Source organism: Thermostichus sp. MS-CIW-30 (assembly GCF_054058015.1).
Genome location: NZ_JBSRZW010000021.1, coordinates 1 through 16401, shown reverse-complemented (window position 1 = coordinate 16401; position 16401 = coordinate 1). Strand labels below are relative to the sequence as shown.

Below are 16401 nucleotides of genomic sequence, written 5' to 3'. Positions count from 1 at the left end.
GCCTTTGCCCTTGCCCCAGAAGCCTGTATGTCTTACGTCAAGACGATTGTCTGTTTCGCCAACTCCAGAAAAATGGCCGGTCGCTGTATTGCCGGCAAGGAATGGCAGAACGGAGAGCCAGGAGAATGGGTGCGTCCTGTCAGCAGCCGCCCGTCACATGAGGTCTCTGAACATGAGAGGTACTACGAGAGCGGTGGCGACCCAGAACTTCTTGATATTCTCTGTGTCTCTTGTGATACACCTCAGCCACTACCTCACCAGAGGGAGAACCACGTTATCAATCCAAAGCACCGCTGGAAAAAAGTTGGCCACCTGCCTTGGGAGGATATCAACAGTTGGCTAGACAACCCTGAGAATCTCTGGGGCACTGGCGAGAGCAGCTATGCTGGGTGGAACAACCGGTTAAGTGTCGGGCGAGAAAGCGGAGTTTCTCTTTACCTTGTACCGGTCGAGCATTTGCGTCTGTTGGTTGGTTACAAGGCACCAGGATACCCGAATTCTAAGCGTAGAGTACGCGGCGAGTTTGTATACAAGGGAGTAAAATACTGCATGGATGTTACCGATCCTGTGATTGAACGGGATTTCCTAATGGGCGAAGACGGTCAATATGACATCCCCGATCCGGTGCTGTGTGTTAGCCTTAGCGATCCCTACTTGGGCTATTACTACAAGCTGATAGCGGCTGTTCTCTACTCAGGTCGACTCATATGAAATCAGAGATCTACACGATTGGTCACTCAAACCACGAGATTGATTTTTTCATAGACTTACTGCGCCAGTACAACATCACCGGTATTGGCGACGTTCGCTCACGTCCATATAGCCGTTACGTCCCTCAATATTCACAAGAAAAGTTGAAAAGTGCTTTAGCGGCAGCAGGTATTGCTTACGTCTTTCTGGGCAAAGAATTGGGAGGACGTAGCGAAAATCCGAGCTGCTATGATCAGGGTAGGATTCAGTATGAACGACTGGCAAATGAGCCAGCCTTCCTCGAAGGGATCGACCGTCTGATCCAAGGTTCTAGTCGGTATCGGATCGCACTGATGTGTGCTGAGAAAGACCCTATTGAATGTCATAGATCGTTGCTGGTGGCGCGTAAACTTTTTCAAAGTGGGATTCCGGTCAACCACATCTTGGCCAATGGCTCTTTGGAGACTCATGAGGCTCTAGAATCTCGTCTTCTTGCCCTTTGCAAACTTCCAGAGGGGGACTTGTTTAGAAGTCGGGAAGAGTGTATAGCCGAAGCCTATCTCATTCAAGGCAGGCGTGTCGCCTATCGAGATGAGAAAATGTCAAAAAATGATGAGCGGAGCGCGAGGCCATGAAGATATTTACGATAGGGTTTACGAAGAAAAGTGCAGAGCAATTTTTTAATCGCTTAAAACAGCCTGGTCTGGTTCGAGTTGTTGATACTCGACTTAATAACACCTCGCAACTGGCGGGATTCACGAAAAAGAGGGATCTAGAGTTTTTTCTTCGCGAGATCTGCAAGCTTGGATATGTTCATTTGCCGGAACTTGCACCAACTCAAGAGATTCTCGATGCTTACAAAGCCAGTGGTGAATGGTCTAACTACGAGAGACAGTTTTTGTCGCTGATGGCCGAGCGTCGCATTGAAGATCAAGTGGATAAAAGTATTCTCGATGGAGGGTGTCTGCTTTGTAGTGAAGCTACTCCTGAGCACTGTCATCGTAGGCTGGTTGCTGAATATTTGCGCAGAAAATGGGGTGATGTTGAAATCGTGCATCTATGATAACTAAGAGCTGGCACTACGGATTTTTCCGATTTATGCAGCTACTCCGAGTTGCAGCAGGATTCCGGCAACACGGAGCGAAAGGGATCCCTGACTGCCCAACCGATTTGGAAACTCTCTCACCGACAGCAAGCTCAATACAGGGATCCCCGCTTGGGCAGATCCAACACATTGACATCTTTGGGGTTGACCTTGAGCAGATGATGGGCGAGCAGGAAGCCTGTGATCGTCTGGGTTTGGCTGCCCCATGCGTACCTCGGTTGGGTCATGGAAGTATTCCGCCTACTTTTGTTCGGGAATGACCTTGGTTTGAATGTTGCACCCGTTGCTGATGACATCGCCGTACTGTTGCCCCCGCAACACTGGGCCAGTGTTTGCCGCCGTTGCTTTTGGATCCCAAGTTCCTGCTGTCAGCTAGCGTGTATGGTAGATGAAAGCTTGTTTTTGGGTCTTTCCCCGTCCCCATGCCCAGGGCTAGCACCTCTCGCCATCAGACCGACCCCCGCTTCAGCTCTGCTATCGCTCCACGACGCTTTCCCGAACAGGCCAAAGGGTTAAAGCCCCACCAACAAAAGCAACTGCAACGGCTTTACCAACTGCGCCTACCCCCCAACCGCCTGGTGACGGTGGAGTTTGCCCAACGGCTGGGATCCCTGACCCAAGATCTGGAAGGTCAGCCCATCAGCGTTTACCTCAACCGGCGCGGCCAGGTAATCCGCGTGGGGCTGGGATCCCCTTTTGAAACCCAGATCCCGGCTTGGGAATTGCCCCGCCAGGGGGCCGAGCGCCTATCCGGGATCCGCTGCATTACCACCCAAATGGGGGAGGGGGGCCCCGGTCAAAAAGCGCTGACGGCCATGGCCCTGCAGCGTTTGGATGCCCTCATCACCCTTTCCGTGTCCAAGTCAGGAGGGCACCGACGCCGGGGAGGAGCGGCTACGGGCTTTGTTCACCGGGCCTATCTGGCCCATCTGCTGCCGGAGGGAGAGCGCCGTTGGCAGGTTTCTGAGCCTTTGCCTTTGGGGATCCTGGCAGAACAGGATCTGCAGGAGCTGGTGGCGGAGCTAGAAGATGGCTTTCGGCGCCAGTTGACCGCCCGCCAGGTGGATCTGGATCAGGATCGGGCCATCCTGGTGGGGCTGCAGGAGTCCGGGCAGAGCTACGAGGATCTCATGGATGGGTTGGCGGAGCTGAGCCGCCTGGTGGAGAGTGCCGGCGGACAGGTGCTGCAAGCCCTCTGGCAGAGGCGGGAAGGCCCCAATTCGGCCACGGTAATCGGATCCGGTAAGGTGCAAGAGCTGGCTCTGCTGGTCCAGGATCTGGGCGCTAACTTGGTGGTGTTCGACCGGGAACTTACCCCCAGCCAGGTGCGCACCTTGGAAGAGGCCCTGGGAGTGCGGGTGGTGGATCGCAGCGAGGTGATCTTGGATATTTTTGCCCAGCGGGCCAGAACCCGGGCCGGAAAATTGCAGGTGGAGCTGGCGCAACTGCAGTATTTGCTGCCTCGCCTGGCCGGTCGCGGTCGCACCATGTCTCGGCTAGGTGGGGGCATCGGCACCCGTGGCCCGGGGGAAACCCAACTGGAAATGGAGCGGCGGGCCATCCAGCGACGCATCACCAAGCTGCGGCAAGAGGTGGAAGAGCTGCGCCGCCACCGCCAGCGGCTGCGCCAACGGCGCGAGGCATCCCAAATTCCTGTGGTGGCCCTGGTGGGCTACACCAACGCCGGCAAATCCACCCTCCTCAATGCCCTCACCCATGCCCAGGTCTACGTGGCCGACCAACTCTTTGCCACCTTGGATCCCACCACGCGGCGGCTGGAGCTGCCCGACCAGCAGGCGGTGCTGTTGACCGACACAGTGGGATTTCTAACCGAATTACCAGACCAACTGGTGGATGCCTTTCAAGCCACCCTGGAAGAGGTGACGGAAGCCGATGCCCTACTACATGTGGTGGATCTCTCCCACCCCAACTGGGAGGGGCAAATCGAGGCGGTGGAAACATTGCTGGACGAGATGCCCTTGGCCACCGGCCCCCGGCAGCTGGTGTTTAACAAAATCGACCGCCTGGATCCCGAATGGGTAGAGGATGTGCGCCTGCTCTACCCGAAGGCCCTGTTTGTTTCCGCCACCACCGGCCAAAACCTGGATCAGTTGCGCCACACCCTGGCCCAATTTGCTGCAGTTCTAAGCCCCAACCCCTTCGATAGTCAGGAACCCAAGGATCCCTAAAAGCATTCCATAAGGATTTCCAAACCTGCATAGCTCATCTTCATCCGCCGTCAACATAAACATTCAGTTACATTGAGATCAGGATTGTGACCCGACTTAAAGTTAGGGAGAGAACATGGCCACCACTGCAGTTGCACCTCAAGTCGCACCTCGCCTGGCCCAGCCCCATCTGACGCTGCAAACTCTGCCCATCGGGGCCGACACCCTTGCCATTCGCTCCCAAGATTGGGATCGGGATCGATTTGACATCGAATTTGCTCTGGAAAATGGCACCACCTACAACTCCTTCTTGATTCGCGGCGAGAAGGTGGCCCTCATCGACACCTCCCACGAGAAGTTTCGCCAGTTGTACCTGGATTGCCTGCAAGGGATCCTAGATCCTGCCCAGATCGACTACCTGGTGGTCAGCCACACCGAGCCAGATCACAGCGGCCTAGTCGGTGATCTGCTGGAGCTGGCGCCCCAGATGACGGTGGTGGCCTCCAAGGTGGCCATGCAATTTCTGGAAGATCTGGTGCATCGGCCCTTCCGGCGGCTGGTGGTGAAACAGGGAGATCGCTTGGATCTGGGCAAAGGGCACGTTCTGGAGTTCATCTCGGCCCCCAACCTGCACTGGCCCGACACCATCCTCACCTACGACCACGGCACCCAGATCCTCTACACCTGCGACGTGTTTGGGATGCACTACTGCGACGATTTCGCCTGGGACGAACATCCCCACCTGTTGCAGGCCGACTTCAAGCTCTACTACGACTGCCTCATGGGGCCCAACGCCCGCTCGGTGTTGTCCGCCCTGAAGCGCATGGAAGCCTTGCCTCCTATCGCTGCCATTGCTACCGGCCACGGCCCCCTGCTGCGCCATCACCTGTCCGACTGGGTGGGGCAATATCGCACCTGGAGCCTCGAGCAGGCCAAAGCTGAACGGATGGTGGCAGTGTTCTACCTGTCGGGATATGGCAAGGCGGAAACCTTGGCTCAAGCCATTGCCCGTGGGATCCAAAAAACCGGCATCCAGGTGGAGCTGGCAGATTTGCGGCTGGTGGATGCCCACGAGGTGCGGGAGCTGATGAGCTTGGCCGCCGGTGTGGTGATAGGCATGCCGCCCCAATCGGGGCCAGAGGCGGCCACTACCCAGGTGCTGCTGAAAACCCTGCTGGCCTCTGCCCACAGCAAGCAGGGCTTTGGCCTGTTCGAGTCAGGGGGGGAAGACGACGAGTCGGTGTACCTCTGCCGCAACACACTGCAAGAAATCGGCGCCAAAGAGGTGTTTGCCCCCATTCTGCTCAAGCAGCCTGCCGGCGAGGCCCTGCTGCAACTGGCCGAAGAAGCAGGTACCGACCTGGGGCAGTGGCTGACCCGGGATCGCAGCATTCAGCAGATGAAAGCCTTGGATGCCGACCTGGATCGCGCCCTGGGCCGCATTAGCAATGGCCTCTACATCATCACTGCCCGCAAAGGGCAAGCCACCAGCGCTATGCTCGCCTCCTGGGTAGCCCAAGCCAGCACCGATCCGCCAGGGATCAGCATTGCGGTGGCCAAGGATCGGGCCATCGAATCCTTCCTGCAGGTGGGAGATACCTTCGTGTTAAATGTGCTGCAAGAAGGCCATTACCAACCCTTGATGCGCCACTTCCTGAAGCGATTTCCACCGGGAGCCGACCGCTTTGCCGGGATCAAGACCTACCCTGCTGCCAACGGATCCCCCATCTTGGCCGATGCTTTGGCCTACCTGGAGTGCCGTGTGGTGAGCCGCCTGGAAACCAGCGATCACTGGGTGGTGTACAGCACCCTAGAAGCTGGTCGGGTCTCCAGCCCAGAGGGCCTCACCGCCATCCACCACCGCAAGGTAGGGAATCATTACTAATACTGTACTAATACTGATAGTGAGCAGTGAGAAGAGAGAAGTGAGAGATAATTTCTCACTCCCAGCCCTTCTCCCTGGGGAAGCTGGGATCCCTGTAGCGAACAGACTCACAAAAACTTCAATAGGACTGCCGATAGACCAACCCACTGGGATGTAGGAAAAAAGGGCTGTCTTCTCCCAGGCGGATCCCGATCTGCTCCAGCTGTTCCCCTTGGCGGGTCGCAGGCCCTAAGGGCAGCCCCTCTGTTCCCTGTTGAATCCTTTGGGATCCCTGCTGGGCTGGCCGATAAGGGACGCTGTTCAAACCTGAAGAGAGGGGATCCGAGGGGGCATACCTCTGTCGCCAGCGCTGGTAGGGGCTGACCGGTTCGGGAAAATGTTGCGTAGCGATAACCTCTGCCTTGTCGAGTGCAGTAGCAGTGTGGAGCACTTTCTGGGCTGTCGAGAGAGTAGAGGCAAGTGTTGACGATTCTGACAACTGCAACTGTGAAGAGGGCGAAAGGACGACCACCGGGCATGGCTCAGCTTGTGCCCAAGCCCCCGGCGCAAAAACCCAGGCAAGCCAGCAAAAGAAGATGGCACACCGCATGGGAAGATCCCTCCATAGGCCCAACCCAGTCGTCTCTCAGGCCATTTTCTGAAGAGGCAGGACTGAGAGCGCAGCTCCCATCTTGCCGATGCCGACTTGAAGGCCGGGTGATCGGGATCCCCCCAGTTGAGTGATCTCGATCAGATCAGCAGACCTACTCTAGAAATGGGGTCTAAAGCCCTGCTCTACCGCTGCGCAGTTTGCCTTGGCTTAGCCAGCCAGTAGAGCAAGGAGCATGTCAAGAAACGGCGGATTTGCCAGGATAGTCTGCGCTGCTGACCCGTATATAGGCGTGCCAAGCCAAGTCCAGCAGGCCATCCAACACCGCTGCAGCCACTGCCGGGCCTCCTTTGCGTCCCTCAGTGCGGATGTGGGGCACCATGGAATCGGCTAGCTCCTGCTTGGCTTGCACCACGTTCACAAACCCAGCCGGCGTGGCGATGACCAGAGCAGGGGCCACCTCCTTCTTTCTAATCAGCTGCACCAAGGTGGAGAGGGCAGTCTGGGATTGGCCAATCACAAAGATCGCCTCAGGGTAGCGTTGGGCCAGAGTTTCCAAGCCCCAAGCGGAGCGGGTCTTGTCCCTTTGGGGGCGGGTAATGGCTTCGCTGCTGCAATAGATGGGGTTGGAAAAGGTGTTCTGAACAGCCCAGGCAATGCCCACCTGCACCATCGGCTCATCGACCACAATGGTGGTACGCGCTGCCAAGGCCGCCGCCCCAGCCTGTAAGGCTTCGTTACCAAAACGGATGAGGTTCAAGTACTCAAAGTCGGCAGTAGCATAAATAACCCGACGAACCACCTCATACTCAGCAGGAGAAAGCTCGTGCTTGCCCACCTCCTGGTCGATGATCATCAAACTCTCTGCATCGGTTACGTGCCACTCCATCGATCCCAGACCCCGCCCGCTGTTTACCTCCGTAATGACAGGATTGTACCTGCAGAGGCTCCAATGGGTGGGAAAAACCATCGCTCAACCTGGGGGCCAGCCCATCCCCCGACCGCCCAGAACGTGAATGTGGAGATGAAAGACGGTTTGCCCGCCGTCTTCTCCTTCGTTGATCACCAATCGGTAGCCTTTATTTAAACCTGCCTCGGCAGCCACCCGCTGAGCGGTCAGCAGGAGATGTCCCAGCAATGCCTCATGTTCGGGCTTGGCCTGGGAAATGCCGGGGATGGGCTCTTTGGGCACCACCAAAATGTGGACAGGGGCTTGGGGGGCAATATCTTTGAAGGCCAGGGCTCTATCGTCTTCGTAAACGATTTGTGCAGGGATCTCCCTGCGGATGATCTTGCCGAAAACTGTGTCGCTCATGGGTGCTCACAAACCAGTTCTGCCCCTAGCCTACCTGCTAACCGCGCCTTCTCCTACCCAGGTGGCGAGAGTGGCGCTCGGCATCTACTGCTTCAGCAGCCATTCAAATTCCTGCCGCAGTGATTGAATATGCCCCACTCGCGAGACCAACAGCGCATCTCGCCCGGCATCGCGAAAACGAGAGCGCCACATACTGACCAAATCGGGGTTGCTGCACCAAAAGCGGATAACAGCGTCGACCAACTGATCCAAGTCCCAGCCGCGCCGGGCCGGCACTTCCTCCACGGATCCCAGCAACGCATCGAGGGTGCAGGAGCTGGTACCCAGGTATTCCACCCCACAGGGCCGCTGGGCCAGCTTCTGTTGCTGATGAAAGAACTGCAGAGCAGGGGCGATGCCGATGATCTCGAAGGTGTAAACCATGTTGCTCCGCAACGCTGACGCGACTGGGCTCAGTCCTACAGAGTTTTTTGCGAAAGATCCTAAAAAGGGGACTAGCAGTCTCAAAACCAAATCAAGGTTGGGATCCCTTCCCAACTATCCTCGATCTGATCCTGGATGTTAGGTATTGATTATACTCAACTTGGGCAAAATGCCAAGGCAAAGGACAGGCAGATCCCTGCGTGGCGAAATACTTTTGCGCCACAGAGGAAGGCTTTGCCTGATGGGCACTCCCTCGTTCAGCTCTGTGTAAATAATCTGTGCAGAAATCTGTGCAGATAAGAGGTAAAGCTGCTAGCAAACACAAGTGAGGACTGCTAGCATCCAATGGGATCTTTTGCTAATTGGCTTTAGCTACACAACTACAGCCCACTAAGGGACCACGGGATACGGTTGTATGGTCATTCTAGGCTAATTGAGACACTCCCCAAGCGTTCCGCGCCGCTGCCGCGACCACCCCCAGCCCCTTTCCCAGAGGGAGTCATCCCTCACCCCCAACCCCTCTCCCAAAGGGAGAGGGGAGTTAGGAAGCAATACAACAGAAATCTTTCAGTTCTGTTTAAAATGACTATAAACCTGCTTGTTTTAAACCTCGTTAGGGTCAAGCCTCGGAAACACGATTTTTGTATCCCCCAGTTTGTGAACAGGCTGTATTGTCACCTGCCTTTTCTGCAGACATTGAAGCAGACATTGAAGATTGTGACTTGAGGCAAGCAAAAGCACAGGCATCAAAAAACTGGCGTGGCCGCATTCTCCGACCGCGCCACCAGCTCAAGCCCTCTCCTCTATCCAAGTCGGTATTGTGTTTTGGGTCTTTTCTTGAGTGGGGGGGAGTTGAAACTGGATGCGCGGCTGCCCTACCCCATACGTGAGGGTGTAGCTCCACTGCAGGCAGCGCAGCCACAGGCGGGGGTAACGCGCTTCTAGCCAGGGCTGCAGGCGACGCAGCAGATTTGGAAGCCAGCCCCTGAGCAAAGCAGAGGTCAAGGCCAGGCCGGTATAGCTGAGGTAGGTGGGTAGCCACTGGGCAAAGCCTTTGGCCCCTACGGCCTCCCAGATCCACAGCAGCAGCCGTGGGTTTTGCAGGGCAGCTTTGATGGCCATGCGGTTAAAGGCCAGCCAGCCAGCCCGGTCTTTGATGAAATCGTCCACCACCTCCGGCGGCTCGGTGGCGAGAATGCCGAAAAAGCTGTTGAGAGTGGCATTGATGCGCTCGGGGGGCAGCACCTTGCCGGTGGGCACCATCATCCCCCGCGAGAAGAGCCAGGTGACGGCGGAGTTGCCCTGGTAGGCCCGGATCTGGGCTAAGTCTGCAGCCCTGAGCAGGTCGTGGCGCAGCGCCGTATCCAGCAGATCGCACAGGCGGGGGCAATTGCGCACCAGGGATCCAAACCCGGTAAAGCTAAGGGGCGATTGCATAGCCGCCGCATCCCCTATGAGCAGTATCCGGTCAAAGGGTTCCGAAGACTCCGCCCCGCTGCCGCCAACAGGGTGCCGGGGCTGGCCAAATCGTCCGGGGATATAGCCGAAGGTCGCTTTTTTCCACTGCAAGCGCTCTGGGTCGCAGCGGCGGTATTCCGGCAGAATAGTGAAAAAATCTTCGTACAGTTCCAGCAGGGATCCGGGGTTTTCCGGATGCACCTGGTGGTAGTGGAACAGATAAAAGGTAAGATCTTCGCCTGGCCCGGGGAACAGCTCCCAAATGAGTTGCCGACCGCGGCTGATGTCCCCGTGGCTGGCCAGAATGTCCCCAAACTGGGGATCCCATACCCCTGGCTCAAACCCCCCCGCAATGGTAGCCCCCACCGTGGGGCAGACGCTATCAAAAGCCCGATGGCGGTAAAGCTGCTGGGCAATGGGAGAGACTGTTCCCATAGCATCCACCACAAGGCGGGATCCCAGCCGAAACTCCTCGCCGGTGGGCAAATCCTTCAAAACCAGCGTGACGCCTTGTTCGCCAACATAGGCCCGCTGAAACTCGGTGCGCTCGTAGATAGCTCCCCCGCAGGAAGTGAGAATTTGGCCACAGAGCTGCAATAGCTTTTCCGCGTCAATGGCCAGATTGAGTACCGTCGGCGTGTGCAAAACGGGAGCGCGAACCGGGCTATTGCCGTCAAAAAACTTGTTGAACCCATCCGTGTATTCCCGCAGGATCAAGCTCTCCATCTGCTCGGCGCTCAGAAGGCCCAAATCCACCAGGGTTTGCAGCTCCCGCCGGGAGATGTTCCACTCGCGGTTCATGCGGCCAAAAGGAAGCCGCTCCACCAAGGCCACGCGGTAGCCCAAGCGAGCCATGGCCGCTCCATAGATGGCTCCCAGCGCTCCTCCCACGATGGCCAGATCCCACTCCACTGGGGCCGGCTCAGGGCCAGGCTCGCGAAACAAGACCGGCTGAGCAGGGCGGTGGGCTGCGTGGCAATGTTGCACTTCTTCCCGCCAGCGCTTTTCCCACCAGTACACCCGCTGCAGGTCAAATTCTCCATTGGGGATCCGCCGAAAATACTTCACCGTTTGCGGGTAGAAAGGCTCAAGCTGATCGAAGATGGATCCCCGGTTCAGGTCGATCTGGGGCAACTGCGGGTAGCAGTGGGGAAATTGGCTTTGAATGGCCTGTTCCAGCTCTCCCAGCCAGCGAGCTTGGCGGGGGAAGGGCTGTTCCGACCACTGGAACACCTTGAGATAGGTGGTGTTCAGCCCCGACCACAAGAAAAGGGCCAGCTCAGCGCCGGATCCCTGTAGGCGCAGGCCCGTGGGGGTAAGAACCTTCTGGCTGCCTTGGGGCAGGGGGATACACTCCTGTAGCCAGCGCAGCACTTGAGCACTATCGGGGCAAGGGATCTCGCGGTAGTAAAGGGAAGTAAGCACGGCGCCGAGATAAGAAACCGAGCAAATCTTTACCCATTGTGACATGAGGGGATCCCTCCCTTTGCCGATCCCAGGGATCACCCCCTACCCAGGTTTCCCCCCAGCTGCAGATCTGCAGGGGTGTTGCAATTGGTGAGCATCCTCTCAAGGGACTCCGTCCCGCTGTCGGGAACGGTCAGGGGCAGGATGGCTGTTGGCACCTGGGACAACCAGCCCTGAAAGGATCTTCCTCCTGCCTGCAAGAAACTCTCCAGAGAACCTAGCTGCGCCAGGCGATAGAAGCCACACAGGGGCTCCCAGCCCCGCTGACTTTTGGGCAGGGCGGCCACCGTCTGAGGGGGCAGGGTGGCAAGGCGCTGTCGCCAATCCCCAAGAACCTGCTCCTGCAAGCAGGGCAGATCGCAGGCCAGCAGCAGGATCCACTCCGGGGGAGCAGCCAAGGTTTGTAGCCGCCGGATCCCCTCTTGAAAGGCCAGCAGCGGGCCTCGGTGTTGCTCCGCAATGCTGTCGCGGCTGTGAACGTTTTCCCGCCAGAGGTGCCAACCGGGATCCACCACCGGCGCATAGCGCTCCGGCCAGGGGGTGAGGATGTAAACCGCGTCGGCGCAGGCTGCTGCCACCTGAGCCACCCGTCGCAGCAGGGGGATCCCATCCCAAAGCACCAAGGCTTTGTCGGATCCCATGCGGCGGCTGTTGCCCCCGGCCAAGATCAGAGCCACGACCGCAGGCGGGGAATCTTCAGGCATTTTGGACATCCAGTTTTCCACAACGAGCAGCAGGTATTTGTGGAGGAATAGGATAGGGATCCCATCCTCTCCTCACTTTGGCCGCCATGTCTGAGCCCTCTGGTCGTCTGGTTTGGAACCACTCCACCCACATCTCAGGGTTGATCCCTGTTTTGGAACGCCTGACCCGGCAGGCGGGCATTAAAACCGTGACGCCGGGCGCTCTGTCCTGCAGCCGTGGGCGGATCCCCCAGTTGCAGTTGCGGGTTTCGGTGCCGATCCGGGGCGGGTACAAGCTGGTGGCCCGCAAGGGAAGCAGCGTGCAGGAGGTGTTTGTGGTGACGGATCTCAGCCAAACCGAGCTAGAGGCGGCTATTCTCCGCTGTTTGCAGTGAGCTCTTCTGGCAACGCAACCGAGCCTCGTTCTTGCTACACAACGCTGTCCCGATCCAGGACTCCGCCCTGCCAACGCGAATAGCACATCTGATTATGAGTCAATCTTATGTCTCGTACTAGCCTCAAGCCTGCCCGCATCAGTGCTGTTTTGCCGGGATCCCTGGCAGCAGAAGCAGGCATTCGACCTGGAGAGGCCCTGGTCAGCATCAACGGCGAGCGCCCCCGCGATCTCATCGACTACCGCTTCCTGATCGCTGAGGAGTGTGTAAGCCTGGAGATCTTGAATAGCCAAGGGATCCCGCGCACAGTTGAGCTGGAGAAGGGAATCGACGAGGATCTGGGGCTAGAGTTTGAGACAGCCCTGTTCGATGGCCTGATCCAGTGCGCCAACGCTTGCCCCTTTTGCTTCATCGACCAACAACCTCCGGAAATGCGGGCAACGCTGCACCTCAAGGACGACGACTACCGCCTCAGCTTTCTCTACGGCAGCTACCTCACCCTCACCAACTTGCCTGCTGCCGAATGGGAGCGCATCGCTCGCCTGCGCCTTTCTCCCCTCTACGTGTCAGTGCATGCTACCGACCCGGAGCTGCGCAGCCGCTTGCTCAAAAACCCGCGGGCTGGCCTGATTTTGGAGCAGTTGGCCTGGTTTCGCCAGCATCGCTTGCAACTGCACGCACAGGTGGTGGTCTGCCCAGGCTGGAACGATGGGGATCACCTCACCCGCACACTCCTCGATTTGGCCGCCTTTCGCCGGCCCGTAGACGGGATCCCTACGGTGCTGTCGGCTGCTGTGGTGCCTGTGGGGCTGACCCGCTTTCGCCCCCCTGGAGATGAGCTGGTTCCTGTGGATGCAGCCAAGGCCCGAGAAGTGATCCGGCAGGTGGAAACTTTGCAGGTCGAGTTTCGGCAAACATTGGGATCCACCTTTGCCTGGCTGGCCGATGAGTGGTATCTGCTGGCGGGGTGGGAACTGCCACCGGCAGAGCACTATGAAGATTACCCCCAACTGGGGAATGGCGTGGGATCCCTGCGGCTTTTCCTCAGCAAGTTCGAGCAGCTCAAACTGCCGCCTGAGCTCCCTTCTCCCCTCAAGGTTCTGTGGGTGGTGGGCAATGCCGTAGAGCAAGCCTTCCAGCCTGTGGTGGAGCAGATGAACCGCATCCGCGGGCTGCAGTTGGATCTTTTGCCTATTGCCAGCCAATTTTGGGGACAAACCCTGACGGTAACCGGGCTGCTGACGGGCCAAGATGTCTTGAATGCCTTGAAATCGGTTGAAAACTTGGCGGCCTACGATGGGCTGCTGCTACCTCAGATTGCCCTTAAGGATGGGGAGCGCTTTTTGGACGATCTGACCTGGCAAGAGGTGCAGGCCCAGGTGGGGATCCCGGTGGTGCGGGTGGACGGCGGGCCGGCAGGCTTGGTGCAGGCGGTGCAACAGCTAGAACAGGGCTATGCCTACGGCACCCTGTGTTGTTCCGCAACGCTCGGGCGAAGGGAAACTGCACCGCTGACGCGACCAAGAACAGCTTTGAGCCGAGGATCCTGAGGCGATGCAGAGGTTGCGGCGAGGATTGTTTCTGCTGCTGGGGGTGGGGCTGGGGATCCTGGCCATCACGGCTTTGGCCTCTTTCTATGTAGATCTGGCCTGGTTTGCCGAGCTGCATGCTCTGCCGGTGCTGTGGACGCGGGTAATTGCCCGCTGGGGGCTGGGCCTGGGCGCTTTCCTCTTTGCCCTGGCGGTGGTGGGATCCAACATCTGCTCCTGCTGGCGGGGGGCAACCTTGGCTGGGGCCTGGGCGATTGCCACAGGTTTGAGTGTTTTCTTTGCTTGGTCTCTTTCCAATCACTGGTTCACGCTGTTGCTCTGGCTGAACCAGGGGCCCGTCGGGGAGTCGGATCCCATTTTCAACCGCGATCTCGGCTTTTTTCTCTTCAGCCTGCCTTTCTGGGAGACGGTGCAGCATTGGTGCTTCAACCTGGTGCTGCTCACCTTGATTGCCGTTGTCCTCATCTACTTGGTGGAGCTGGGGCTTTCCGAGCAACGGCTGACCTTGGCCCTCTCTCTCTATGCCCAGCGGCACCTGCTGATCTTGGGGGGATCCCTGTTTCTCATTCGCGCCTGGGGCCATTGGCTGGAGCGCTACGAGCTGCTCTATTCCACCCGCGGCGTTGTGTTTGGGGCCGGTTTTGCCGATGTGCATGCAACCTTGCCGGCCACGACCTTGATGAGCGGGGTGGCAGGCCTGACGGCGGTGGGATTCTGGGCTTTGGCCCGCCAGGGGATCCGCCTCAACCTTCCTTTCCTCAAGTCCTGGTGCCCCCCCTGGGCCAGCTCTCTCTTGGCGCCGGCCATCCTCTGGGGGGCCTACCTGGGGTTTGGGCTGCTAACCACCCAACTTTATCCCCAACTGGTGCAGACCTTCTTGGTCACCCCCAACGAGCTGGAGCTGGAGCGCCCCTACATCGAGGACAACATCCGTTTTACCCGTGCTGGCTTTGGCCTGGCCGATGTCGAAGTCCAACCCTTCCCGGAAGGGGGAGCCCTCACCTGGGAGATCCTGCAGCAGAATCAATCCACCCTGAGCAACGTGCGCCTCTGGGATGCGGATCCCCTATTAGCCACCTACCGCCAACTGCAAGAAATCCGCCCCTACTACCAATTTCCCTATGTGAATGTGGATCGCTACCGCATTGGGGGAGAATTGCGCCAAGTTATGCATGCCGCCCGCGAGCTGGACTTTGCCCAGGTACCCCCCGCCGCCCAAACCTGGGTTAACCGGCGGTTTTTCTACACCCACGGCTATGGCCTCACCCTCAGCCCGGTGAATGTGGTGACCCCTGAAGGCCTGCCGGATTTTTTCCTATCGGATATTCCGCCGCGGGTTTCTCCTCGCTACCCTGAGGTGGCCTCCGTCTTGCGGGTGGAGCAGCCGGCCCTCTACTATGGCGAGCTGACCACCACCGATGTTTTCGTGGGCGCTGAGGCGCGGGAATTGGACTACCCTGCAGCAGAGCGCTATGTGTACAGCAGCTACCGGGGCAGCGGTGGCGTGCCCATTCCCCACCTCTGGCAGCGGTTTCTCTACGCCTGGCATTTTGGCGATCTGCGCATCCTTCTCAGCCGCGAGCTGTCTTCTGCCACCCGCTTTCTCTATCGCCGCCAAATCCGCGAGCGCATCCGTCGGGTGATGCCCTTTTTGCTCTACGACCGGGATCCCTACCTGGTCATTCAAGGCGGCAAGCTCTACTGGTTTTTCGATGCCTATACCACCAGCAGCCGCTACCCCTACTCGGAGCACCTGCCCGGCTTTCCCTTCAACTACATCCGCAACTCGGTCAAGGCGGTGATGGACGCCTACAACGGCAGCATCGATTGGTACATTGCCGACCCTCGGGATCCCCTCATCCAAGCCTACGCCCGCATCTACCCCACCCTCTTCAAGCCTCTGGAGGCAATGCCGGAGCCGCTGCGGCAACACATCCGCTATCCCCAAGACCTCTTCCGCCTGCAAGCGCAGCAGTTTGCCACCTACCACATGACGGATCCCCGCCTCTTCTACAACCGCGAGGATCAATGGCAGATCCCCGGCCAGTTCCGCAATCGACGGCGCATTCCCATGCAGCCGCAGTATCTCATTCTCACCTTGCCGAGGGATCCCCAAGGGGTTGCAAACCACACTCCTGAGTTCGTCCTCCTCTCCCCCTATGCCCCTGTTAACAAGCAGAACATGGTGGCTTGGATAGCGGCCCGCTGCGACGGGGAAAACTACGGCAAGCTCCTGGTGTACGAGTTTTCCAAGCAACGGCTCATCTATGGCCCGGAACAGGTGGAAGCACGGGTCAATCAGGATCCCTTAATCTCCGAGCAAATTTCCCTCTGGAACCAGCATGGGTCGCGGGTGAACCTGGGCACGCTGCTGGTCATTCCTATCGAGACTTCTTTGCTCTATGTTCAGCCCCTCTACATCGAAGCAGAACAGGGCCGCTTGCCTCAGCTCACCCGGGTGATCGCTGCCTACGAAGACCGGGTGGTGATGGAACCGACTCTCGGCCAGGCCTTAGAAGCCCTCTTTCTGCCGAGGGGCAGCCGATAGAGAAAGGGATCCCCTCCTCATTTTTGAGGCAGGTAGTTGACGAAACTTAACGGATGTTTTAAGTTTAGGTTGTCAATCTTCGCGCTTCCTTAGGGAAGTTTGTCCTCATGACTACTGTTATCCAA

At 58.2% G+C, this 16401-nt stretch carries 15 protein-coding genes; 8 read left to right on the top strand and 7 right to left on the bottom strand.

What is annotated here, in order from left to right; translation table 11 throughout:
- Window positions 1-27: 27 nt before the first annotated feature.
- Genes ACVWXW_RS09865 through ACVWXW_RS09855 form a run of 3 tightly spaced genes read left to right on the top strand, consistent with a single transcriptional unit; the run spans window position 28 to window position 1753 of the window.
- Window positions 28-711 (top strand): dual OB domain-containing protein, encoded by a 684-nt coding sequence (locus ACVWXW_RS09865; protein ID WP_011432051.1) that lies wholly within the window; start codon window positions 28-30, stop codon window positions 709-711.
- Complete coding sequence (locus ACVWXW_RS09860; RefSeq protein ID WP_414373927.1) at window positions 708-1325, top strand: DUF488 domain-containing protein; 618 nt, start codon at window positions 708-710, stop codon at window positions 1323-1325. The genes ACVWXW_RS09865 and ACVWXW_RS09860 overlap by 4 nt, the downstream gene beginning before the upstream one ends.
- A complete protein-coding gene (locus ACVWXW_RS09855) occupies window positions 1322-1753 on the top strand; it encodes a DUF488 domain-containing protein (RefSeq protein ID WP_414424599.1) in 432 nt (143 codons plus the stop codon). Before ACVWXW_RS09860 ends, ACVWXW_RS09855 begins: the two co-directional genes overlap by 4 nt.
- A 134-nt stretch (window positions 1754-1887) precedes the next feature.
- Here ACVWXW_RS09855 and ACVWXW_RS09850 read toward each other — a convergent pair whose 3' ends face one another.
- On the bottom strand, window positions 1888-2022 hold the full coding sequence (locus tag ACVWXW_RS09850) for a hypothetical protein (protein WP_414342083.1): 135 nt from the start codon (window positions 2020-2022) through the stop codon (window positions 1888-1890).
- A gap of 195 nt (window positions 2023-2217) precedes the next feature.
- Here ACVWXW_RS09850 and hflX point away from each other — a divergent pair, with 195 nt between their 5' ends.
- Window positions 2218-3984 (top strand): GTPase HflX, encoded by a 1767-nt coding sequence (hflX, locus tag ACVWXW_RS09845; RefSeq protein ID WP_457403711.1) that lies wholly within the window; start codon window positions 2218-2220, stop codon window positions 3982-3984.
- Between the two features lie 115 nt (window positions 3985-4099).
- On the top strand, window positions 4100-5848 hold the full coding sequence (locus ACVWXW_RS09840) for a diflavin flavoprotein (RefSeq protein WP_457403710.1): 1749 nt from the start codon (window positions 4100-4102) through the stop codon (window positions 5846-5848).
- Between the two features lie 118 nt (window positions 5849-5966).
- Here the strand turns inward: ACVWXW_RS09840 and ACVWXW_RS09835 are convergent, their stop codons facing one another.
- The 6 genes from ACVWXW_RS09835 to ACVWXW_RS09810 all read right to left on the bottom strand — a co-directional run bounded on the left by ACVWXW_RS09835 (window position 5967) and on the right by ACVWXW_RS09810 (window position 11813).
- Complete coding sequence (locus tag ACVWXW_RS09835; protein ID WP_011432045.1) at window positions 5967-6437, bottom strand: hypothetical protein; 471 nt, start codon at window positions 6435-6437, stop codon at window positions 5967-5969.
- A 238-nt stretch (window positions 6438-6675) separates the two neighbouring features.
- Complete coding sequence (locus ACVWXW_RS09830) at window positions 6676-7326, bottom strand: precorrin-8X methylmutase (protein ID WP_011432044.1); 651 nt, start codon at window positions 7324-7326, stop codon at window positions 6676-6678.
- An 84-nt stretch (window positions 7327-7410) separates the two neighbouring features.
- Window positions 7411-7752, bottom strand: coding sequence for a histidine triad nucleotide-binding protein (locus ACVWXW_RS09825; RefSeq protein WP_011432043.1), 342 nt, complete (start codon window positions 7750-7752; stop codon window positions 7411-7413).
- An 84-nt stretch (window positions 7753-7836) separates the two neighbouring features.
- On the bottom strand, window positions 7837-8175 hold the full coding sequence (locus ACVWXW_RS09820; protein ID WP_011432042.1) for a hypothetical protein: 339 nt from the start codon (window positions 8173-8175) through the stop codon (window positions 7837-7839).
- A 789-nt stretch (window positions 8176-8964) separates the two neighbouring features.
- The gene (locus ACVWXW_RS09815; protein ID WP_457403709.1) at window positions 8965-11103 is read right to left on the bottom strand and encodes an FAD-dependent oxidoreductase; all 2139 of its coding nucleotides are present in this window, start codon (window positions 11101-11103) and stop codon (window positions 8965-8967) included.
- 32 nt (window positions 11104-11135) lie between these two features.
- Window positions 11136-11813: a molybdenum cofactor guanylyltransferase gene (locus ACVWXW_RS09810; RefSeq protein ID WP_457403708.1), complete on the bottom strand. Its 678-nt coding sequence runs from the start codon at window positions 11811-11813 to the stop codon at window positions 11136-11138.
- A 77-nt stretch (window positions 11814-11890) separates the two neighbouring features.
- On the opposite strand from ACVWXW_RS09810, the gene ACVWXW_RS09805 reads away from it, so the two are divergent.
- The 3 genes from ACVWXW_RS09805 (at window position 11891) to ACVWXW_RS09795 (ending at window position 16276) form a co-directional block, all read left to right on the top strand.
- Entirely contained in the window at window positions 11891-12178 is a 288-nt protein-coding gene (locus ACVWXW_RS09805; protein ID WP_414373940.1) for a DUF2103 domain-containing protein, read from the top strand.
- Window positions 12179-12285: 107 nt separating this feature from the next.
- Window positions 12286-13728 carry a TIGR03279 family radical SAM protein gene (locus ACVWXW_RS09800; protein ID WP_457395288.1) on the top strand — a complete coding sequence of 481 codons (1443 nt, stop codon included), beginning with the start codon at window positions 12286-12288 and terminating at the stop codon, window positions 13726-13728.
- Window positions 13729-13732: 4 nt separating this feature from the next.
- Window positions 13733-16276 carry a UPF0182 family membrane protein gene (locus ACVWXW_RS09795; protein ID WP_457403707.1) on the top strand — a complete coding sequence of 848 codons (2544 nt, stop codon included), beginning with the start codon at window positions 13733-13735 and terminating at the stop codon, window positions 16274-16276.
- Window positions 16277-16401 lie beyond the last annotated feature (125 nt).

What these genes read in the sequence shown, in the direction of transcription:
- ACVWXW_RS09810 (WP_457403708.1), bottom strand. Translation starts at nt 11,813, where the DNA reads ATGTCCAAAATGCCTGAAGATTCCCCGCCTGCGGTCGTGGCTCTGATC.
- ACVWXW_RS09800 (WP_457395288.1), top strand. Translation starts at nt 12,286, where the DNA reads ATGTCTCGTACTAGCCTCAAGCCTGCCCGCATCAGTGCTGTTTTGCCG.
- ACVWXW_RS09830 (WP_011432044.1), bottom strand. Translation starts at nt 7,326, where the DNA reads ATGGAGTGGCACGTAACCGATGCAGAGAGTTTGATGATCATCGACCAG.
- ACVWXW_RS09850 (WP_414342083.1), bottom strand. Translation starts at nt 2,022, where the DNA reads ATGACCCAACCGAGGTACGCATGGGGCAGCCAAACCCAGACGATCACA.
- ACVWXW_RS09860 (WP_414373927.1), top strand. Translation starts at nt 708, where the DNA reads ATGAAATCAGAGATCTACACGATTGGTCACTCAAACCACGAGATTGAT.
- ACVWXW_RS09865 (WP_011432051.1), top strand. Translation starts at nt 28, where the DNA reads ATGTCTTACGTCAAGACGATTGTCTGTTTCGCCAACTCCAGAAAAATG.
- ACVWXW_RS09795 (WP_457403707.1), top strand. Translation starts at nt 13,733, where the DNA reads ATGCAGAGGTTGCGGCGAGGATTGTTTCTGCTGCTGGGGGTGGGGCTG.
- ACVWXW_RS09815 (WP_457403709.1), bottom strand. Translation starts at nt 11,103, where the DNA reads ATGTCACAATGGGTAAAGATTTGCTCGGTTTCTTATCTCGGCGCCGTG.
- ACVWXW_RS09820 (WP_011432042.1), bottom strand. Translation starts at nt 8,175, where the DNA reads ATGGTTTACACCTTCGAGATCATCGGCATCGCCCCTGCTCTGCAGTTC.
- ACVWXW_RS09835 (WP_011432045.1), bottom strand. Translation starts at nt 6,437, where the DNA reads ATGCGGTGTGCCATCTTCTTTTGCTGGCTTGCCTGGGTTTTTGCGCCG.
- hflX (WP_457403711.1), top strand. Translation starts at nt 2,218, where the DNA reads ATGCCCAGGGCTAGCACCTCTCGCCATCAGACCGACCCCCGCTTCAGC.
- ACVWXW_RS09825 (WP_011432043.1), bottom strand. Translation starts at nt 7,752, where the DNA reads ATGAGCGACACAGTTTTCGGCAAGATCATCCGCAGGGAGATCCCTGCA.
- ACVWXW_RS09805 (WP_414373940.1), top strand. Translation starts at nt 11,891, where the DNA reads ATGTCTGAGCCCTCTGGTCGTCTGGTTTGGAACCACTCCACCCACATC.
- ACVWXW_RS09855 (WP_414424599.1), top strand. Translation starts at nt 1,322, where the DNA reads ATGAAGATATTTACGATAGGGTTTACGAAGAAAAGTGCAGAGCAATTT.
- ACVWXW_RS09840 (WP_457403710.1), top strand. Translation starts at nt 4,100, where the DNA reads ATGGCCACCACTGCAGTTGCACCTCAAGTCGCACCTCGCCTGGCCCAG.